Origin of the sequence: Paraburkholderia sp. BL6669N2 (assembly GCF_003387275.1) — a bacterium.
Lineage (GTDB): Bacteria > Pseudomonadota > Gammaproteobacteria > Burkholderiales > Burkholderiaceae > Paraburkholderia.
The window spans coordinates 2,674,599-2,695,400 of the sequence record NZ_QUNA01000002.1 but is presented as its reverse complement, the minus strand read 5'-3'; the positions used below and the strand labels follow the sequence as shown (position 1 = coordinate 2,695,400).

Annotated in this window: 14 protein-coding genes and 1 pseudogene; 11 read left to right on the top strand and 4 right to left on the bottom strand. The window is 61.5% G+C overall.

Translation table 11 applies throughout. The features are described 5' to 3' along the window. The first annotated feature begins 82 nt into the window (after positions 1–82). The gene (locus B0G80_RS47450; RefSeq protein ID WP_258879276.1) at positions 83–214 is read left to right on the top strand and encodes a hypothetical protein; all 132 of its coding nucleotides are present in this window, start codon (positions 83–85) and stop codon (positions 212–214) included. 117 nt (positions 215–331) lie between these two features. Here B0G80_RS47450 and B0G80_RS34590 read toward each other — a convergent pair whose 3' ends face one another. After that, a complete protein-coding gene (locus B0G80_RS34590; RefSeq protein ID WP_116122275.1) occupies positions 332–1,087 on the bottom strand; it encodes a TetR/AcrR family transcriptional regulator in 756 nt (251 codons plus the stop codon). 413 nt (positions 1,088–1,500) lie between these two features. Between B0G80_RS34590 and B0G80_RS34585 the strand changes: the two genes are divergently transcribed. The 7 genes from B0G80_RS34585 to B0G80_RS46500 all read left to right on the top strand — a co-directional run bounded on the left by B0G80_RS34585 (position 1,501) and on the right by B0G80_RS46500 (position 11,557). Beyond that, the gene (locus B0G80_RS34585; protein WP_408968828.1) at positions 1,501–2,679 is read left to right on the top strand and encodes an efflux RND transporter periplasmic adaptor subunit; all 1,179 of its coding nucleotides are present in this window, start codon (positions 1,501–1,503) and stop codon (positions 2,677–2,679) included. Then, a complete protein-coding gene (locus B0G80_RS34580) occupies positions 2,676–5,849 on the top strand; it encodes an efflux RND transporter permease subunit (protein WP_116122274.1) in 3,174 nt (1,057 codons plus the stop codon). Before B0G80_RS34585 ends, B0G80_RS34580 begins: the two co-directional genes overlap by 4 nt. Positions 5,850–5,851: 2 nt before the next feature. Continuing rightward, complete coding sequence (locus B0G80_RS34575) at positions 5,852–7,315, top strand: efflux transporter outer membrane subunit (RefSeq protein WP_116123832.1); 1,464 nt, start codon at positions 5,852–5,854, stop codon at positions 7,313–7,315. A gap of 182 nt (positions 7,316–7,497) precedes the next feature. Beyond that, entirely contained in the window at positions 7,498–8,838 is a 1,341-nt protein-coding gene (locus B0G80_RS34570; RefSeq protein WP_116122273.1) for a PqiA/YebS family transporter subunit, read from the top strand. A gap of 65 nt (positions 8,839–8,903) precedes the next feature. After that, positions 8,904–10,499 (top strand): intermembrane transport protein PqiB, encoded by a 1,596-nt coding sequence (locus tag B0G80_RS34565; protein WP_116122272.1) that lies wholly within the window; start codon positions 8,904–8,906, stop codon positions 10,497–10,499. Further along, positions 10,496–11,185, top strand: coding sequence for a membrane integrity-associated transporter subunit PqiC (locus tag B0G80_RS34560; protein ID WP_181920121.1), 690 nt, complete (start codon positions 10,496–10,498; stop codon positions 11,183–11,185). Before B0G80_RS34565 ends, B0G80_RS34560 begins: the two co-directional genes overlap by 4 nt. 39 nt (positions 11,186–11,224) lie before the next feature. After that, positions 11,225–11,557, top strand: a complete 333-nt coding sequence (locus B0G80_RS46500) for a hypothetical protein (RefSeq protein WP_134137620.1) — start codon at positions 11,225–11,227, stop codon at positions 11,555–11,557. A gap of 91 nt (positions 11,558–11,648) precedes the next feature. Here B0G80_RS46500 and B0G80_RS34550 read toward each other — a convergent pair whose 3' ends face one another. The 3 genes and pseudogenes from B0G80_RS34550 to B0G80_RS47445 all read right to left on the bottom strand — a co-directional run. Continuing rightward, entirely contained in the window at positions 11,649–12,401 is a 753-nt protein-coding gene (locus B0G80_RS34550) for a TetR/AcrR family transcriptional regulator (RefSeq protein ID WP_106283040.1), read from the bottom strand. Between the two features lie 378 nt (positions 12,402–12,779). Further along, positions 12,780–15,326, bottom strand: a complete 2,547-nt coding sequence (locus B0G80_RS34545; RefSeq protein WP_116122269.1) for a DUF3772 domain-containing protein — start codon at positions 15,324–15,326, stop codon at positions 12,780–12,782. A 529-nt stretch (positions 15,327–15,855) separates the two neighbouring features. Next, positions 15,856–16,067: pseudogene (locus B0G80_RS47445) on the bottom strand (TetR/AcrR family transcriptional regulator); the annotation flags it as partial. Positions 16,068–16,531: 464 nt separating this feature from the next. On the opposite strand from B0G80_RS47445, the gene B0G80_RS34535 reads away from it, so the two are divergent. The 3 genes from B0G80_RS34535 to B0G80_RS34525 are packed head-to-tail and all read left to right on the top strand — an operon-like array spanning position 16,532 to position 20,614. Next, complete coding sequence (locus B0G80_RS34535; RefSeq protein ID WP_116122267.1) at positions 16,532–17,602, top strand: VOC family protein; 1,071 nt, start codon at positions 16,532–16,534, stop codon at positions 17,600–17,602. A 34-nt stretch (positions 17,603–17,636) separates the two neighbouring features. Next, positions 17,637–18,593, top strand: a complete 957-nt coding sequence (locus tag B0G80_RS34530; protein ID WP_116122266.1) for a fumarylacetoacetate hydrolase family protein — start codon at positions 17,637–17,639, stop codon at positions 18,591–18,593. Next, positions 18,590–20,614, top strand: coding sequence for an acyl-CoA synthetase (locus B0G80_RS34525; RefSeq protein ID WP_116122265.1), 2,025 nt, complete (start codon positions 18,590–18,592; stop codon positions 20,612–20,614). Before B0G80_RS34530 ends, B0G80_RS34525 begins: the two co-directional genes overlap by 4 nt. Positions 20,615–20,802: the final 188 nt, after the last annotated feature.

Below are 20,802 nucleotides of genomic sequence, written 5' to 3'. Positions count from 1 at the left end.
CGGGTCCCGCGGTTAAGACGGTGGCTTCCGCCGACACTTCGACCCAGCGACGAAAGCCACTCGATCATCTTTGCGGAGATCTTTGCGTGCCGGCTTTGGGCGGCTGTTCGGATTCTTCGGTGCGCTGCTGGCTTTGCCGGTCAGCGCCATCCTCGCATCGTCATTGCGGGAACTGCGCCGCCGCTATCTCGTGAGTGCCCTTTACCAGATCTGACCGGCGGCGCGTTCGTCTGATCAGATGTGCGGCGCGATCGCGCCTACCGTCCGATTCTGTATCTTGGCCGTGCGCCCACAGATGCGAAGGGGCGCAAAGCTCGCGCTAGTCGCGCCTTCACGGCAAGGTCTGACCGGCGGGAACGCTGGGCAGGGGACGTCGTGCGATGCGCTCGGCCTCTACACGTGGAAGACCGAACGCCTGCAACACGATGGCGGCGGTTCGCTGCGCAAACTTCTCCTCCTTCGAGCGAAGCGCTTTTCGCGCACGAACTGTGCGCTTCGACGAGAGGGCTAATTGCAGTTCGCCGGCAATTCCCGCGAGCACCGTGCCGATCACGGAAATAACGGACACGAGCCGATCCGCGATCACAAAGCGCCTTTCTGAAATGCCCTTCTCGCTGTCGCGCAGCAGGCGCAGGCCGAGACCCCTGCTGAGTGCGCGCGGCGACAAGCCTTCGCGGATGAGAAGTTGCCCCCAAACCGGCTCGCGGTGGGCCCGCAACAGCGTATGACGCACTGAGACGGCGATCACTTCCGCCGGATCGGACAACCCCGCGGCGAGGCGATCGAGCGAATTTGCGAATTCCTCGAACAGCCATTCGATCAGCGCCGTGAAGATGCCTTCCTTTGACTCAAAGTGGTTGTAGAAAGAGCCGAACCCGACGTCGGCTGCCGCGGTGATTTCGTTAATGGTCACGGAGCTCAAGCCATTGGCCGCCACCAGTTGCAGCGCAGCGTCCAGCAGGCGGGCGCGCGTCTCGCGTTTGCGACGGGCGCCGCGCGGGAAGCTCCCGTTGACGGCGTCGCGAGATGCGACTGGCGCCTTGAGCGCGCGTGCGCGCCTGGTGCGCGGGTTTAGGGCGTCTGGCATGTCGGCTCCGTAATCTTATTTGTTCGATGTTCAGATTCTAGATTTATATGTCATGGTTGACAAGTCTATCAGTAATGGGTCTAATCTCATTCCGACCGCCCCGCAACCGGACGTACGCAGAGCTGATTAATGGCGACGGAGCGAAAAAATGCCTTTCCGGTCTCGCCAAGTCTTCGGGCGAAACTGACAGGCTGGCAGATCATTGCGCCTAGGCATAAGCGGGCGCGGCGTCGACCACTGACAGCGTGAGTCGTACCCGGGTGGCGTGCCCCGATATGTACGTCTAAAGAAGGACAGCTAACGTATCAACAGAGCTGGTTTTGTAGGTCCTCGCTGATAGCAAACTGTGCTTACTGGCACTTCAGGTTTGCACCGCATGAGGAAACTTTCTTACCTGGGTTATTGCCCGTCTTGTGAACATCGTGAAACATTCCGGCCTTATCGCGCAGGCGCCTGCGCGTTGCTTCTTACCTTCCTTCGTCCAATCTCTGCAATGCGCACGCGTGGCGCTTGCGGCCTGCTGCGCGGTCCTGTTCTCGGCTTGCCACCCGCGGGAAGCGGCCGCTCCGGAGCCGAAGCCCGTGGTCGCCCTGGCCGTGCACGCTGACGGGCGCACGGTAAGTGCTTCGCTGCCGGCTCAGGTGCAGGCTCGCTACTCCACGGCGCTTTCGTTCAGGGTGGGCGGCAAGATCATCGAACGGCGCGTTCGTCTCGGCGACGCGGTCAAGGCGGGGCAGGCCGTTGCGCTCCTCGATCCGACGGATCTGCGCAGTAATCTGGCGAACGCGCGGGCGCAACTCGATGCCGCCGAACACCGGTTTGTCTACGCGACGCAGCAGCTCAATCGGGATCAAGCGCAGGCGCAAGCAAACCTGATTGCACCTGCGCAGCTTGAACAGACGCAGGACGCGTACGCTTCCGCTACTGCGCAGCGCGACTCGGCGCTCGCGCAGATGGCGCTCGCGTCGGACAATCTGCGCTATGCGACGCTGACAGCGGACCACGACGGCGTGATTACGTCGGAGGACGCCGACACGGGCCAGAATGTTCAGGCAACCCAATCCATCTATCACCTCGATTGGACAGGCGACGTAGATATCATCTGCGACGCTGCCGAGCAGACGCTTAGCTCGGTGACAGTCGGCAGCATGGCGCGCGTCAGACTGCCTGCATTGCCCGGCAAGCTGTTCGAAGCTCGCGTGCGCGAGGTCTCGCCGAGCGCCGATCCGCAAAGCCGGACATGGCGCATCAAGCTCACCCTGAGCGAGCCCAGCCCTGAAGTGCGCCCCGGCATGACCGCGACCGTTGCGTTCAATGCCGTCGGCAATGCGGCAGCCACACAGCCGTTCACGATACCTGTGACGGCGCTTTTTCACCAAGGCGAGCACCCCGCAGTCTGGGTGGTGCGTGCCGGCACCGATACGCTCGAGCTGCGCCCTGTGACGGTGCAGCGATATGACGAGCGCACGGTCTCCATCGCATCGGGTCTCCACGACGGCGACCGAGTCATGGTGCAGGGCGTACACGCCGTGAGCACAGGCCAGCATGTGCAGGTGGTGGCACCGCTGCATCCGGAGGATTCCCCGTCATGAACTCACGCGACGATGAATCCGTGCGCAAGAGCGCGCCTGTCCCGTCTTCCGGCGAAGACAGATCTGGCGAAGGCGGCTTCAATCTTTCCGCCTGGGCGCTGCGTCATCAGCAGCTCGTGATCTTTCTGATTGGCCTCGCCACGCTTTTCGGCGTGATCGGTTATACGAAACTCGCGCAGTCGGAGGATCCGCCGTTCACCTTCCGCACGATGGTGATCAAGACCTACTGGCCTGGTGCGACGGCGCGCGAGGTGCAGGAACAGATCACTGACCGGATCGGCCGCCAGTTGCAGGCCGCGCCGAACATCGACAACATCAAGAGCTACTCGCGCCCGGGCGAGTCGATGATCTTCTTCGCCATGAAGGACTCGGCCCCCGTCAAGGAAGTGCCGGAAACCTGGTATCAGGTGCGCAAGAAGGTTGGCGACATTGCCGCGACGCTGCCGAAGGGCACGGTCGGCCCGTTTTTCAACGACGAGTTCGGTGACGTCTACACCAACATCTATGCGCTTGAAGGCGACGGCTTTTCGCCGGCGCAACTGCACGACTACGCTGACAAGCTGCGCACGGTCCTGCTGCGCGTACCCGGGGTGGCGAAGGTCGACTATTTTGGTGACCCCGATCAGCGCATCTTCGTTGAAATATCGAATGCGCAGCTCACGCGGCTTTCGATCACGCCGCAGCAGCTCGCGCAGGCGATCGACGCACAGAATGCCGTGGCGCCCGTCGGCACCATCACGACCGCGGACGACCGCGTGTTCGTGCGGCCGAGCGGCGCGCTCAAGGATGTGCAGGCGCTCTCCGACATGCTCATCACCATCAACAGGCGCACGTTCCGGCTGGGCGACATCGCGAAGGTCACGCGCGGTTACGACGACCCGCCGGCGACCCAGATGCGCGTCGGCGGCCAGGCGGTGCTCGGCATCGGCGTGACGATGCAAAAGGGCGGCGACGTGATCGACCTCGGCAAGGCGCTCGACGCAAAAGCCGCCGAACTGCAGGCCACGCTGCCGGCGGGTCTGAAACTCGCGCCGGTGTCGAGCATGCCGCACGCGGTCAAGCACTCGGTGGACGAGTTCGTGAGATCGGTTGGCGAAGCGGTGGCGATCGTGCTGGTCGTGAGCCTCGTCTCGCTTGGATTGCGCACGGGCATGGTCGTCGTGATCACGATTCCGATCGTGCTGGCGGTGACGGCGCTTTGCATGCACATGTTCAATATCGGGCTGGACAAGGTTTCGCTCGGTACGCTCGTGCTCGCGCTGGGCCTGCTCGTCGACGACGCGATCATCGCCGTCGAAATGATGGCGGTGAAGCTGGAGGAGGGCTGGAGCCGGGCGCGCTCGGCAGCGTTCGCGTATACCAGCACGGCATTCCCGATGCTGACAGGCACGCTCGTCACCGTATGCGGCTTCCTGCCGATTGCGCTGGCTAAATCCAGCACCGGCGAATACACGCGTTCGATCTTCGAGGTGTCGGCCATCGCGCTGATCGTTTCGTGGTTCGCGGCCGTCGTGCTGGTGCCATTGCTGGGTTATTACCTGCTGCCGGAACGCAAGCCTCAACCCGGCGGTGCACACCATGATCCGCATGAAATCGGCAACACCGGCTTCTACCGGCACCTGTCGGGGTGGGTTGCGTGGTGCGTCGAGCGTCGATGGGTCGTGCTCGGCGTCACCGTCGTGCTTTTCGCGATTTCCATGCTGGCCTTCACGCGCGTGCCGCAGCAGTTCTTCCCGAACTCGGAACGGCCGGAACTGCTGGTCGATCTGCGGTTGCCGGAAGGCGCCTCGTTCGAAGCGACGCTGCGTGAAGCGAAGCGCCTGGAAGCGGTGCTCGACGGCAAAGCCGAAATCGACCACTTCGTCGACTTTGTTGGCACGGGCGCGCCGCGTTTTTACCTGACGCTCGACCAGCAGCTTCAGCAGCCGAATTTCGCGCAATTCGTGATTACGGCTAAGAGCGTGGAAAACCGCGAGGAACTGATGCGCTGGCTCGACGGCAAGCTCGAGAAGGATTTCTCCGGCGTGCGGGCACGCGTTTCCCGGCTCGAGAATGGTCCGCCGGTCGGCTTCCCGATCAAATTCCGCGTGAGTGGCGACGATATCGCAACCGTGCGATCGATTGCTCAAGACGTGTCGGACAAGGTCCGCGCTGATCCGCGCACGCGCAACGTGCAGTTCGACTGGGACGAGCCGGCGGAGCGCTCGATCTCGTTCGAGATCGACCAGAACCGGGCGCGCCAGCTTGGTGTCAGCTCGGAAGATGTCTCGAACTTCCTCGCGATGACGCTGTCGGGCTACACGGTGACGCAGTACCGCGAGCGCGATAAGCTGATCAGTGTCGATCTGCGTGCGCCAAAAACCGAACGCGTCGACCCGGCACAGCTTACGAGCCTCGCAATGCCGACGCCCAACGGCCCAGTGCCGCTCGCCTCGCTCGGGCACGTGCGCAATACGCTCGAGTACGGCGTCATCTGGCAACGTGACCGCCAGCCGACCATCACGGTGCAGGCGGACGTGCGCGGCGACGCGCAGGGCATCGACGTGACCCACGACATCGAACGTGCGCTCGCGGCGCAAACCGCCAGGCTGCCGGTCGGCTATCGCATTCAGGTGGGCGGCGCGGTCGAAGAAAGCGTGAAGGGCCAGACGTCGATTAATGCCGAAATGCCGTTGATGATCATCGCCGTGCTGCTGTTGTTGATGATCCAGCTCAAGAACTTCGCGCGGACCTTCATCGTCGTGCTGACGGCGCCGCTCGGCCTGATCGGCGTCGTGGCCGCGCTGCTGCTGTTCGGCAAGCCCTTCGGCTTCGTCGCGCTGCTGGGCGTGATTGCGATGTTCGGCATCATCATGCGCAACTCCGTGATTCTGGTCGACCAGATCGATCAGGATATCGCGGCAGGGCATGCGCGCTTCGACGCGATTATCGGCGCAACGATAAGGCGTTTCAGGCCGATCATGCTGACGGCTGCGGCCGCCGTGCTCGCCCTCATTCCGCTGCTGCGCTCGGGCTTCTTCGGTCCGATGGCGACCGCGCTGATGGGCGGCATCACGATCGCCACAGTACTGACCGTGTTCTTCCTGCCCGCGCTGTACGCGGCGTGCTTCAGGGTCCGGCACGACGAGCGCGGGGTGCAGCCGGTCGTCGCCGAACATGCGGAGAATTGATGATGAGCCTTTCGTATAAGACATCCGTAATGGCGGTGGCTGCGGCCATCGCACTGACGGCCTGCACGTTCGGCCCGAACGGCGCGCCCCCGGCGATGCCTTCGCCCGTGCACTACGGTGCCGAAGCACAACCGGCCAGGACCGTCACCGCGGCCGGCGTCGCGCAGCAGTTCGATGTCGGCGCAGTGGGCGTTCCGCAATGGTGGCGGCTTTACCGGTCGGACGCACTGAGTGCACTGGTCGAGGAAGGCTTGGGCAACAGCCCCACGCTCGGGGCTGCGCAGCGCACGCTCGCAGCCGCGCAGCAGGAACTGCGCGCCCAGGTCGGCGCATCGACGCTGCCTTCAATCGATGCTGCCGCACAGGTCGATCGCGGGCGTTCACCGGTTGTGCCCGGCCTCGGCCCCAGTGAGGTTCGCTACAACTTTTTTGCCGGACAGTTTCTCGCGTCCTACACGTTCGACCTGTTCGGTGCGACCCGTTCGGCGAACGCGGCCGGCGCCGCTCGCGTAGACGTGCAGGCGTATCAACTGGAGGCGGCGCGGCGCGCGCTCGCGGCAAACATCGTCGGTACGACGATCAGCGTGGCGGCACTCGATCGCCAGATCACGCTCACCGAACGGCTCGTCGCCGTGGCCAGGACGGCCGCGGACGAGGACCAGCAACGCTACGCACTCGGCTCGGTCTCGCGTGTGCAGGCGCTTGGGTCGACGCAGGATGCGGCTTCGGCCGCGGCGAGTCTTCCTGCGTTACGCCAGCAGCGCGCCACGGCAATTCACGCGCTCGCGGTGCTCATGGGCCGCACGCCGGACAACGCGCCGGCGGTTCCCGACCTCGACAGCCTGAGCTTGCCTGAACACGTGCCCGTCGTGGTGCCGTCGGACCTGCTGCGTTCGCGCCCCGACGTTCAGGCAGCCGACGCCGCCGTGAAAGCCGCTGCCGCCGATGTCGGTGCTGCGACCGCGCAGCTCTTTCCGAGCCTGTCGCTGACGGCTTCGATGGGCCGCGGCGGCTTTAGCTGGCCGGCGGTTCTCTCGGGCGCGGGCGGGCTGTGGGCGATCGGTGCGGGACTGTCGCAGCCGATTTTCCATGGCGGCGCGCTGTTCGCGCACCGCAAGGCGTCAATCGATGCTTACGATGCGGCGGTGCTGAACTACAAGTCCACCGTTCTGTCGGCGTTCCAGAATGTCGCGGATTCGCTTGCCGCGCTGGATAACGACGCACAGACACTCGCGTCGACTGAAGCAGCGGCACAGGCCGCGCAGGCGGGGTTCGACGATACCGCGTCGCGCCGCCGCATGGGTTCGCTGCCGTCAACAGCGGAGCATGCCAGCGAGCAGCGCTTTCTCAGCGCACAGATCGGCGCCGTGCGCGCGGCAAGCCAGCGCATGACCGATACCGCTGCACTCTTCCAGTCGATGGGCGAACTGCCGCCAGGCCAGCCGCAAACAGCGTCGACGCAATGATCGCGCGTCGATGAAGCCGCGGAGGGCGGCCTGCCAGTCAGGCCGCTTTTCCTTGACTGTACCGCCGGTATCGGAGCAGTCGTTTTCAATCCGAAATAACAATGCGCCGACGTACAGGAAGGGTCAAGCCGGACTTCACGTGCATCGAACGCGCCACAACTTCAGGTTGTCCAGTTCCCAGTATGGAATATAAGAAACTGATCGCCTGTCACGAGTGCGATCTGCTGTTTCGCAAGCCTCTGCTGCGGGACGGGCAGGCTGCGAGTTGCTCGCGCTGCCGTGCGAGCCTGGAAGGAACGCAGGGAGCGAGCGTGCCCCTCGACCGGATTGGTGCGCTCACCGTCGCAGCTTTGATCACATTCTGTATAGCGCAGGCTTTCCCGGTCATACAACTGCAGACCAACGGTATGACCTCGGAGGCGACGTTACTTGGCGCGGTGTGGGCGTTATGGACGGGCCACATGCGCATCGTCGCAACGATGGTGTTGTGCTCAGCGATCCTGTTTCCGCTGATCGAACTCCTCGCGCTTCTCTATGTGCTTGTTCCGCTGCGCCTTGGCAAGGTAGTACGCCATTTCAGTCGAATGCTTCGCGTCGTGCAGTTCATCCGTCCATGGGGCATGATCGAAGTGTTCATGCTCGGCGTGGTCATCACGATCGTGAAAATGGTCAGCATGGCGCAGGTGATCCCTGGGCCAGGACTGTTTGCATTCGGCGCACTCACGTTGATGTTGGCGTTTCTCGGCGCTTTCGACCCGCGCGTGCTGTGGTCAGCGCGGGACGAAATAAAGCTTCGACGACCCACCGAGATCCGCTGGACCAGGGTAAAGCGCCGGTGCGCCTCGCGACGGCTGAGGTTCTTCGGGCTGAAGCCCGCGCCGGCGGTGCATTGGACGGCGCGGCGCGCCGGGCTCGTAGCGTGTCATACCTGTGGACTGGTGCAGAAGCACATTGCGGGATCGTCGGACCAGCGCTGCTCCCGGTGCGAATCGATGCTTCACACGCGCCATCCCGATAGCGTGACGCGCACGTCGAGCCTCGTTCTTGCCGCGGCACTCGCCTACCTACCCGCGAACCTGTTGCCTATCATGCACGCGGCGTCCCTCGGCCACTCGGAGGACGACACGATCCTCGGCGGTGTGGCGTACTTCTGGACTTCAGGCGACTGGCCGCTCGCCGTCGTTGTGTTCGTCGCCAGCGTCGTCGTGCCGATGCTCAAGCTCGCGATTCTCACGCTGCAGATCGTAGCGGCCCGTTGCAGTCCGGACTGGCAGCCGCTCGAACGCGCGAGGCTGCATCGGCTCGTCGAGTGCGTAGGCCGGTGGTCGATGCTCGACGTCTTCGTTGTCGCACTGACGGTCGCGTTGGTGCACTTCGGTTCGTTTGCCGTTGTCACTGCCGGTCCGGGCGCGTTGGCCTTCGGCGCGGTGGTGATTCTCACCATGCTCGCGTCGCATCAGTTCGATCCGCGGCTGATCTGGGACAACGTGCGCTGCGAGCCAGCGCGTGGTTCACGGCCATGAACGAATTCCTTTAGCGGCTTCCGCACTTCTCAATAACCTCATATTTTCTACCCACTCCACGATCGATGCATCTTCCCACGCCACCCAGACCTGACATCAAACCGCGAAAACGCTGGATTCCCTCCCTCATCTGGTTGGTGCCACTCATCTGTGCGCTGATCGGTGTTGCGCTGGTAGTCAAATCCGTCACCGACAAGGGACCGACGGTGACGGTCACATTCAGCAACGCTGAGGGCATGGAGGCGGGCAAAACGAAGGTCAAATACAAGGACGTGGAGATCGGTTCGGTTCAGTCGGTCGCGCTGTCAAAGGATCTGCAGCATGTCATCGTCACGATCGATCTGATCAAGCAGGCAGGAAAGTTCGCGAACCGAGGCACGCGCTTCTGGGTGGTTCGTCCGCGCGTGGGCGCTAACGGCATCTCGGGCCTCGGTACGCTGCTGTCCGGCGCGTACATCGGTGTCGACGTCGGGCAGTCTTCGGAAAGCCAAGCCGCGTTTGTCGGGCTCGAAAGTCCGCCTATTGTCACTTCCGGGCAGCGGGGGCATCAGTACACGCTGAGAGGGGAGTCTTTGGGCTCCGTCGATATCGGCGCTCCGATCTTCTACCATCGCGTCAAGGTAGGCCAGGTGGTCGGCTTCTCGCTCGATCCGCATGGCACCGGCGTCATCGTCAATGTTTTCGTCACCGCCCCGTTTGACCAGTATGTCGGCACCAATACACGGTGGTGGCACGCAAGCGGTGTTGACCTTCGTCTGGATTCGAACGGATTGAAGCTCAATACACAATCTTTGGCGACGGTGGTTGTCGGAGGCCTGGCATTCCAGTCGCCGCCGGGTCAGGACGCCGGACAACCGGCGGGGGACAAGGCCGTGTTCCGGCTCGCATCGGACGAGTCGGACGCGATGCGCGAGCCCGACGGTGCGCCGCTCAATGTCGTGATGCGGTTCAACCAGTCGCTGCGTGGCCTGTCTGTCGGCGCGCCTGTCGACCTTAGAGGTATCGCGCTGGGGCAGGTGACGGACATCGGTATCGAATACAACGAAAAGGAGAAGAGTTTCAGCATGAAGGTATCGCTGGCGCTGTATCCCGACCGGCTCAGCCGGCGCTCCAACGAAGCGCTACCGGCTCCGAACTCGCAGGGTGGTCATGAGTTGCTGGAACACCTCGTCATGGAAGGAATGCGCGGCCAGTTGCGGACCGGCAATCTGCTGACAGGCCAGCTATTCGTGGCACTCGACATGTTTCCGAAAGCGCCTCGGGCGAGTGTCGATGTACATCGCAATCCTATTGAACTGCCGACTGTGCCGAACACCCTTGACGAACTTCAGGTGCAGATAGCCGACATTGCGAGGAAGCTGGATCAGGTGCCGTTCGACAGGATCGGAGCCAACCTTAACGGTGCACTTGAAAACGCCAACAAGCTGTTTGGTCACATGGACACAGAGGTCGTTCCACAAGCCCGCGACACGCTAGCGGCGGCGCAGAAAACCTTCAGTACCGCCGAAACGACGCTCCGGCAGACGGCGCCCATGCAGTCGGACGTCCAGGATGCCATGCAGGAACTCACGCGCACCCTGCAATCCCTCAATGCGCTCGCCGATTATCTGGAACGTCATCCCCAGGCGCTCCTGTTCGGGAAGAAAGGAGATCAACGGTGAACCTCATCCAATCCCGCGCGTGGCGCGCGGTCGCCCGTATTGCAGCCGTCGTGGGTCTGGCCGCGCTGAGCGCCTGTGCTTCCCCGCCGGCCCGCTTCTATACCCTCGGCACTGACAGGGAGCCGACGCGTGAAAGCGTCACGGTCAGTCCTGCCTTCTGGATCGACATGCGCGTGGCGAAGGTGCCGGTTTCAGTGGCAAGGAGCCAGATCGTCGTACAGGTCGATGCGGCGCGCGTCAGGATTCTGGAAGACGAGCGCTGGGCATCGCCGCTTGCAGACGAGCTCCGCAATGCGCTGCTCGCGGCCGCGACTCGGCCGACGGGCCGACCCGACACGTTCCAGCCAGGTCATGCTGAGGACGCTCGCACGTATCAGGTCTCCGTCGACGTGCAGCGTTTTGAGTCGTGGCCGGGCTCACACGCGTTGATTGACGTCACCTGGAGTGTACGCAAGTCAAACGACTCACGAACATTGACCTGCCGCAGCATAGTCAGCCAGCCCGTATCGGCCGGCTACGATGCACTCGTCAACGGCCATCGAGTCGCAGTGAGAAGGATAGGCACCCAAATTGGCGACGCCGTCCGGGAATTTTCGGCGTCGGCGATCGTGTCGGCGACTGCACCGGCGCGCATCCCTGCCGGCACGGGAGGCTCGGCGTTGTCATGCCCAGCTCTGGCGGGCTGAACCGATGCAGGAATTGGCGCACCGCGCACCGGAAGGAACATGGAACGAAACCGCCACCGCACTTGCGCGGGAACATTCAAGATCGTCGGGACCGAGCCTTGCAACAGCAGCGGGAACGACGATTCCTGCTTGCGTAAGGAGGCCAATGACGTGTGCATCGTGCTCTTTGATCGCTGGTGCGAACGCCGCGAGATTACGCCACTCATCTACCTGCTCCATGCGTGGCCGTTTTTGCCGTCGGCGTCTCATCCGGTCAGAGCTCTGTCGCGAGCGCTTAGCGAACTTGCGAAGTGCCACAGCGAAGCTCTCGACGACCAGGAGCGCGAGCTCATTGCTAGTGTCAAGGCTTTAGCCGGTGGATTCTATCGCTAGCGGTCGACCGGACTTGTTCCCCGGTCCGCCACGCTGGCGGCTGATTTCAGGCGGCCAAACCGTCGGAATTAGTGTGACCGGGCCCTCGAACTCAAACGGCTTCAGTCCTCTCGTCGACGGCAGGCAGCGGACGCGCCGCGATCTTCTCCGCCTCTGCCCGCTTGATCCCGAGTGTGTACAACAGCGTGGCTGCTGTACGCTCGGGCAAGTGCTCTCCACTAAACCCAAGTTCCTTGAGTACGTTCGACGCGGGTGCACCGGGAGCGACGAAATTCAGGTCCGCGGCAATCACGGACAGCACGGTGCCCCCCACTGAAAGAAAGCCCATCAGCGGGTCCGCAAGCACAAAGCGCTTGGCCGCAATACCGTTGGCGATGTCTCGCAGCAGCCGCTGACCAAGACCGCGGCTCAGCGCGCGCGCTGAAAACCCTTCGCGTATCAGGAAACGTCCCCATACGGGGTCGCGCCGCGCGCGCATCACCGTGTGGCGCACGGCGACGGAAACCACCTCGGCCGGATCGGAAAGGCCACTGGCAACACGGTCCAGCACGTCCGCGAAGTCCTTGAAGACGTTGTCGACAAGCGTCGAGTAAATCTCTTCTTTCGATTCAAAGTGGTTGTAGAACGAACCGAAGCCGACGTCGGCAGCCTCGGTGATCTCGTTGATCGCTACGCCTTCCATGCCTCTCTCAGCCATGAGCCTGAGGGCGGAGTCGAGCAGTCGGGCGCGCGTCTCGCGCTTGCGGCGCGCGCCGCGTGGCTCGCGCTCTTCTGCGACGGGTGCCGGGGACGGTGCGGCAGGGGCTGCGGGCTTTGCTGTCCGGCGATTTGAAGGGTTAGGCATTGATGGATCCGATCCTGGGCATGCCCAAGTATAGATTCAAACGTCTACATTGACAAAGTACGCAACCATGATGTTAGTGTCAACGGCAAGAGAGGCTGGTCTAATGAACGACATATGGAGTGACTGTCGAGATGGCAGCCTTCGGCGAGCAACCAGTCGCCCGGCAGCGTCACTGGATCTCGCAATGAATGCAACCGTGCAGTCAAGACCTGTTATCTGATGGGCGCGGGCGGGATCAAGTCGCTTGTGCGACGACTCATTGGTCGGCAGTTCAAAGGCCAGACGTCTGTAGAGGGCTTGACGCGGCTTGAAAGCTTGCGCGTATTTCGCGCCATTGTAGAAGTCAAAAATTTCAGGCGTGCTATTTTGGATGACTATCTATTCGATGACTGTAGACGGAATCCGAAGCTCTGCCGGTCCGGGATTGCGATCTGTGGGTTGCTGGTTCGAAATGCTACCGCTCATACCTCGGACTACGACCGTTCGAGAGATCGACAGCGGTATTTCCGAAGCACGTAATCGCTTCAGGATTGCAAATAGCAGATCACTTCTCGTGTCGCCGGCGATCCTGGGGCTGGCGACATATCCGGTGGCGGTCAGTGTCATTCCCTCAGGCGTCAACTGGCTGAAGATCACCGAAGGCGCGGGGCGGTCGAGAACCGATGGATGATCCAGGTAAGCTTCCAGAAGAACATCGCGTACCTGCTCCGGGTCGATGTCCAGCGCAAACGTAAGGCTCAGCGTGACAACTCCCTGCGTTTTGTTTCCCATTGTCACGTTCCGCACATTCTGCGAAATCAGGTGTGAATTGGGAACGATTACCGTTGATCTGTCCGCGAGCTGTATTTCGGTTGCGCGTACACTGATACGCCGGATGTCGCCTTCAATGCCGGTGATACTGATCATGTCGCCTACTTTGACCGGCCGTTCCGCAAGCAATATTAGTCCGGAGATGAAGTTTTTAACGATCTCCTGCAGACCAAAGCCGATGCCTACTGACAATGCGCTGACGATCCACGCCAGGTTATGCCATTTCACACCGAGTACGGAAAAGGTTTGCAGCGCGACGAGGACATAGCCGACATTGGAGAACACCGTTAGCAGCGACGCGCGCATACCTGAACTCATTTGCGTCTTGGGCAGAAACTCGGTGTCGAGCCATTTGCGGACGAGGCTAACCAGATACAGACATAATGCGCAGGTAAAGATAGCGCTAAAAATATGGGCGGGAACAATATTGAGCGCGTGTAAGCGCTCGCCGCCGAGCACGCTGAGAATGCTGTCGATCAGGTCTGATGGCGTCGTCCCGAGCCCCCCCGTGAGCAGTGCGATGACTGCAGCCAGTATCAATGCGCTACGAAGAACGCCAGACAGGATCGTTGCCACCTGTGCAAGATGGACTTCTTGCAGTCCGAATAGTTGCCCGACTGCTTTGCCGCTGGCGTGGCATGGGGAAAACACGCTTTCGGAAACATCATGGGCGAGCTTTGTCAGCAGATAAACGCTGCTCAGTACGAGATCGAACCAGACCAGTTCGTAGGTCAGGAACCGCGCAAACGAAACATAGCCACAAAGTAATGCAATCAGAGAAGCGCCGACGGCAAGGCAGACGGCGGCGTGAATAATCCCAGCGAGAGTCGAACGAGCCTCGGGCGATTCTCCTGCAGCGGCAAGCGCACGGCGTACCCGGTTTGCTCGTAAAAGCGACATACCGATGGTTAGCGCGACCACTAACGCAACCACGCCACGAGTAAAGAGGGTAATTTGCAGACTCGTGTCGATTGCGCGGTTGAGTTGCTCGACGGCACCTGAAAATAGCAACGGTGCGGCCAGTATCCATGGGAAAGGACGTAGCGCGCGAGCGACCGGATCTGCGATGGCCGGCAACCGCCACGACGGATGTCGTGTGCTAAGCAATGCCCGGCCGAGAGCAACAACCAACGCGCAGGTCACCACGTGTTTGATGAATTCGCTGGCGAAGCCCTGCAGCGTAGCGGGCACCGCCTGCTGGCGGGTCAACGCGAAATAGAATAGATCAACGACACATATAGTGGTCGCCACGGTCGCGAATACGGTCGAGATCGCCATCGCGCTGCGCCGTAACCGGCCTTCCGGGAGGCGGTGCAGGCAGAACCGTTCCGATGCTCTGTCAAGAAGCCGCGTGCCAATCGTTGCGAGGGCTAGAGCGAACAGCACAAGCAGCGCGGTTACGACCCGATGCCCTGCTTGCCACGTCGATTGAATCTGCCCTTGGATCTGCCCATAGAAGTCTCGCAGACGTTGATAATCAGCTGTATCGGGATGGAACGCGGGTGCCCAGAACGCGGTGCTGACTACGCTGTCGGAACGAAGGGCCAACTGATCCTTTAGATGGTTGTGCAGCAGTCGGGTGATCTGCGCGCTCAGCTTAGCAAGGTTTTCCTTGATGGTTGCCGCTTGCCTGATTTCGGCGTCGAGTTGTAACTGCTCAGCAGCGAGCACATTGCGCTGTTGGGCGACTGCGGGCGTTTCCGCTGCGGATTCGGAAGCGGGTGCGGCTCCGAGTACGTCGAGCTGTGCATGCGTTTTCGCGCGATCAGGCTCCAGCGACGTGGTTATCAGCCTGTCGACGTCTTCGGCGACGTGCCGGCTCAGCGCATCCAGTTCGAACAACTGCGCATCGCTTGTTGCCGTCGAAGCACGCTGCCGTATCTGGTCCTGTCTATTCTGCAGCGCATTGAGCGTTTGCAAAGCGATGGAACCTCCGCCCACGGAGGGCGAAACATCAGCGGGAGCGTCCAGACTGGAGGGCGGCAGCGCCGCCGCATTCAGAGCGGCGCTGGCCAGGCCGAACATGATGAGCGCGATAAGGCGAAGTATGACGGCAACCACTTGTCGCACGACGTGAAGGTGGCGAAGAGTATGCACTGGCGAGATCGGGCTCATGCGCGCGATACGTATGTGAGCAGAGTTGCATTCGGTCGCGGCCGGGCGGGAAATCGGACGCCGCACTGACTTGGAAAATTCTCAGCATTTGCCGTCATATGACGATCTCGGAAACAGATGGGATGGTTGCACGTCAGCATTTGGCAGTCTGGATGAGGGGGAGGGCGCGCGAAGCGACTATTTCATTTATTTGGGACATACATCGGTCGCGATGCGGTGTCCGTGTGGACGAGCCAGAAACTGTGGGTCGCGGGTGGTCATCTTGATCGAATGCGGCAGGACCGTTGAAGGTTCCGACTCCGAATATCCATGCTCTCTTGCATGCCCCCGCGCTCCCTTGCCCTCTTTTCCAGTACGAGCAGTCTAGTTATGGGGAGCGCGCCTGTCAACAAAAATAAACTGTACGGTTCAGATAAATTAAGATTGCATCGACTGAAAATCGATGACGGTCACGGGGTCGTCGCCGCCAGTCGCGTCCTCGATAACTAAGTCATGCGGCAACGCGCGCCGTCACTACACCTTCCAGCGCGCCAACTTCGGCGGATTCGGTGACTTCGTTGATCGCTACGCCCCTATGCCTTTGTTGTCCCTCAGCGTAAGGGCGTCGTCGAGCAGACGGCCACGCGTCTCGCGCTTGGGGCACGCACCGCGCGGCTCGCGTTCTTCTGGTACGTCGACCGGGGCGACTGGCGCCGTATGGCTGGGACGCTTTGCTGCCCGGCGATTTGTGGCGTCGGGCATGACAGGTCGAGGCGTCCCCACGTCCATGTATAGATGGAATCTCTCTATTGACAAAAGTATCATCGATGACTTTAATGTCACTAACGACGGCAGAGAGCCAGCGTTACAGACAACATGGCAAACGCCAAACGACAGATGGAGTGACTGTGGAGACAGCAGCAAAGGCGGGTGCCGCGCCGTCAAGCGGCATGGCCAGATTGCCCATCGGGAGCAACGGCTTCGTCTCGCCCAACACGATAGTTGGGAAGACCTCGAAGCCGCATTTCTTCGCGGGCTCGTGCCCGTCGAACGGGCTGCCTCGGTCCGATCGATCGCACGCGACGATCGGCCAGGACACTCCGGCCGCCGAAGCAAATCGGCTCGTGCGCGAAAGACTTGCCTTGCAGGTGCAGCCCCGCCGTCTCATCCGCGCGCGAACCCTTGAAGCTGCATACGTCATCCGACCCGTCTGATTTCCCATTGCCATGAAACTGACTACTGCACAGCCGAGCCGTCACCCCAATCCCACGACAAAAGCGTCCGCATTGGCCTATCTGATATTCGACCGACCAGACCTCGATAAAGCCGAGCAATTTCTCATTGATTTCGGGCTACAGACGGTGTTGCGCAGTGAAGACCTCCTCCTGTTGCGGGGAACGGGTGCTTCGCACTTTTGCTATGTCGTCCGGAAGGCACCAAAGTCCCGGTTCGTTGGATTCGGTCTGCAGGTCGATAACAGGGCCGAGCTTGATGCACTTGCAAAACTGCCGGGCGCCTCGGACGTCGAACGGTCTCCCTTGCCCGGCGGCGGCTATCTGGTACGACTGACCGACCCTTCAGGCTTTCGCATCGATGCGATATGGGGCCAATCGCCGGCTTCGACGCTATCCCATCGGCCGCCATTGCCGTTTAATTCCGCCGATGCGGCTGTCCGGATTAACGCGACGCAGCGACCGCCCGAGTGCGCGCCGGAAATCGTCCGGCTCGGACATGTCGTGCTTGAGCTTGTCGACTATCAGGAAACCTGCGCATGGTATACGCAGCATTTCGGCTTTATCCCCAGCGACGTACAGGTACTTCCTGATGGCTCGCCCGTCGTCGCGTTCATGCGGCTAGATCTGCGTGACACGCCGGCCGACCACCATACTCTCGCGCTTGCACAAGGCTTCCTGCCCACCTACAGCCATAGCGCCTACGAAGTCGTCGATGCCGATGCGGTCGGCATGGGACAGCGGGTTCTGCGCGAAAAGGGCTGGACGCACGCTTGGGGGATCGGCCGGCATATTTTGGGCAGCCAGATATTCGACTACTGGCAGGACCCGTGGGGCGACAAGCACGAACACTATTGCGACGGCGATCTCTTTACGGCGGATGCGCCGGCGGGTGTGCACGCGGTGAGCCGCGAAGCGATGGCGCAATGGGGGCCGACAATGCCGCGCAGTTTTACAAAGCCCAGATTCACGCCTGCGAGCATCGCGGCGCTCTTCAGGAACCTGCGCCGCAGCCCCGACCTGACGCTGAGTAAGCTGCGCTCGCTGGCAAAGATTTTCGCCTGAACCAAACCCTTCAATAGAAACCGGAGATCGATAAATGGCACTTCATGTTCTGCATTACAGTCACTATGGCCGCGCCCAATGGGGCATCGTGGCCAACGGCGCGATTACGCCGATTCCCGGCGAGTTCAACACGACCGCCGAGTTCATCGAGGCGAATCCAGTCGAACGGCTGCTGGTGCTAGGCGGTTCGACGATTCCCGAGTCGGAGGTGGACTGGCTGTCGCCCATTACTGACAACCAGCAGTTCCTTTGCCAGGGCGCGAACTATCGCCAGCATATGATCGAGTCCGGCATGGATCCGGATGTGAAGAAGTTCAACATGATCTTCACGAAGGCGACGAGCTGCATCGTTCCCGCCGACTCATCCGTCGTGAAGCCCAGGGAGGTGCAGTTCCTCGACTACGAGATCGAACTCGGTCTTGTCCTCAAACGCGGCATCAGGTCGCGAAAGACTGTCACTGAAGAGAACTTGCATGAGTACATCGCCGGCGCCGTTATCGTCAACGACTATTCCGCGCGCGACATCCAGATTCCGCAGATGCAGTTCTACAAGGGCAAGAGCTATCGCACGTTCGGCCCTGTCGGCCCTTACCTTTGCCTCCTTGAGAAACACGATATTCCGAAGTTGAAGGAACTCGTGCTGACGCTGACGGTAAACGGAACCGTCCGCCAGAATGACACGACCGCGGGTCTTGTCTATGGACCGGCAGAAACCTTGTCGGAGCTTTCAGGCGTGCATGATCTGCACACTGGCGATCTGCTCGCGACGGGCACGCCGTCCGGCTGTGCATTGAGCATTCCATCGCCCGAAAAGCAACGCGCCGCGGCGCAGCTGCCCGACGCAGAAAAATGGCGTCTGTTCCTGAAGATGCAGGAGGAAAGACCGCAATACCTGCGAGTGGGAGACGTCGTGGAGGCGCACATCGCCAGCTACGATCGCTCGATCGATCTGGGCGTGCAGCATAACGTCGTTGTGGAACAGGCCGCATGAAAGGCATCGCAAACATGGACGAAGTCCTTGCCATCGAAACGCAGGGACTGCCGGCGGATCTTCCGTTGAGCACTTACGAGATGATCTGCCGGGGCGCGGCGATTAATCCGTCGGCACCCGCACTTTCTTTCTTTGCAACCGCCGACGACCACCGGCACGCAGAGTGCTGGACGTACAGCGAATTCGTGCGCGATGTCACGCGAACCGCGAACATGTTTGCGCGCCTGGGAGTACGGCGCGACTCCGTTATCGCTTACGTTCTGCCGAATCTCCCTGAGACGCACTTCGTGATCTGGGGCGGCGAAGCCGCCGGCATTGTCTGCGCGATCAATCCGCTGCTTGAGAGTGACGCCATCGGCGAACTGCTCAACGCCTCATGCGCGAGCGTGCTCGTCACGCTGGCGCCGCTGCCCGGAACCGACCTCTGGCAGAAGGTGCAGGCAGTGCTGCACAAGCTCCCTTGCCTGCAGCATCTGGTACTCGTGAACCCGGCCGCCCGCATGCCGGGCGAAAAGGGACTTGCCGCCAGGGTGCTTCGACGTGGTGAGGGTTCACATCTGCATGGGCCTGGCGGCGTGCACGGTGCCGTGCCTGCACATGTCGGCATCCACGATTTCAGCACCGTAATCGCGAGGGAATCGGGGGAGGCGGTCAACACCAGCGGTCGGATGAGCAGCGATGATGTCTCGTCATTCTTCTGCACGGGCGGCACCACGGGGTTGCCGAAGATTGCGGTTCGCCGGCACCGCAATGAGGTGGCCAATGCGTGGAACGCCGGTCAATTCTTCGGCGACAGCATTGGTCCAGGGAAAACGATTTTTTGCGGGCTACCGCTTTTCCATGTCAACGCCGTGATGGTGACAGGTCTGCTGGCGCTTTCGCGTGGTGCCCACGTCGTACTCGGCACACCGCAAGGTTACAGGGGCGAGGGCGTTGTAAATCGTTTCTGGGAAATCGTCGAGCATTACCGCATTAACTTCTTCAGCGGTGTCCCGACACTCTACGGATCGCTGCTCGACGTTCCGGTCGGCGAACACGATATCAGTTCACTCGAGTATGGGTTGTGCGGTGCCGCCCCCATGCCGGTGGAATTGCTTCGCACGTTCCAGGATCGTACAGGAATAAGAATCCTCGAAGGCTACGGCCTCACCGAAGGTACCTGCGTTAGCAGCGTGAACCCGCCGGTTGGAGAGCGCAGGGTCGGTTCGATTGGTCTGCGTCTTCCAGGGCAGGCAATGAAAGCCGTAGTGGTCGATGAAGCTGGCCGCTATGTTCGGGATTGCATTGCGGATGAGGTCGGCCAGCTGGTTATCTCGGGGCCCAACGTGTTCGCTGGCTATACGCGGCCGGAGCAGAACAATGGCATCTGGATGGACGGTGGCGACGGCGGGCGGTGGCTCAATACCGGCGATCTCGGACGCTGCGACACTGACGGCTACTTCTGGCTCACCGGCCGCAAGAAGGAACTCATTATCCGGGGCGGACACAACATCGACCCTGCGGCAATCGAGGAACCATTGCATCGCCATCCCTCAGTCCAGATCGCCGCGGCTGTAGGGCGCCCCGATATGCACGCGGGCGAGTTGCCGGTCGCCTATGTCCAACTGAAGCCAGGCACAACCGCAACCGAAGCGGAACTGGCCGAGTTTCTGCGTCACGAGATCAACGAACGCGCCGCGTTGCCGAAGGGGATACGGATCGTGGATGCGATGCCACTGACCGGCGTCGGCAAGATCTTCAAACCAGCGCTTAAACGGCGCGAAACGGTAGACGCCCTGAAGTCGGCGCTCGCGGAAGCTGGCGTCGCGGATGCAACCGTTCGCCTCATTGATGACGCCTCGCGCGGAATGTCGCTCCACGTCGAACTTGCCGACCCCGCGTTTGAAGCATTGGCGACATCCGCGCTCGGGCGCTTTCCGTTCGCATTTTCGATCTCGGCCGCCGCGAGGCCGTTGCGGGCAGAGCAACCGTCGGGTGAGAAAGACCCAGCAGCGAGAGATGCGCAGGGCAGCGCAACGTGACACGAGCCACGACATCACAGGGACGGGTTCGGTCACGCACCCGGATTAAAGTTTAACCGGGCGTAGGCGCCGCGAAGTCGCGGTACTGACACCTGCCAGTGTTTCGAGTTTAGAACACCTAATGGTTTGCGGGAAAAGAGCATGAGTACTGGAGCAGAACGGTCTTTGCGTTCGCAGGTTGAAAAATG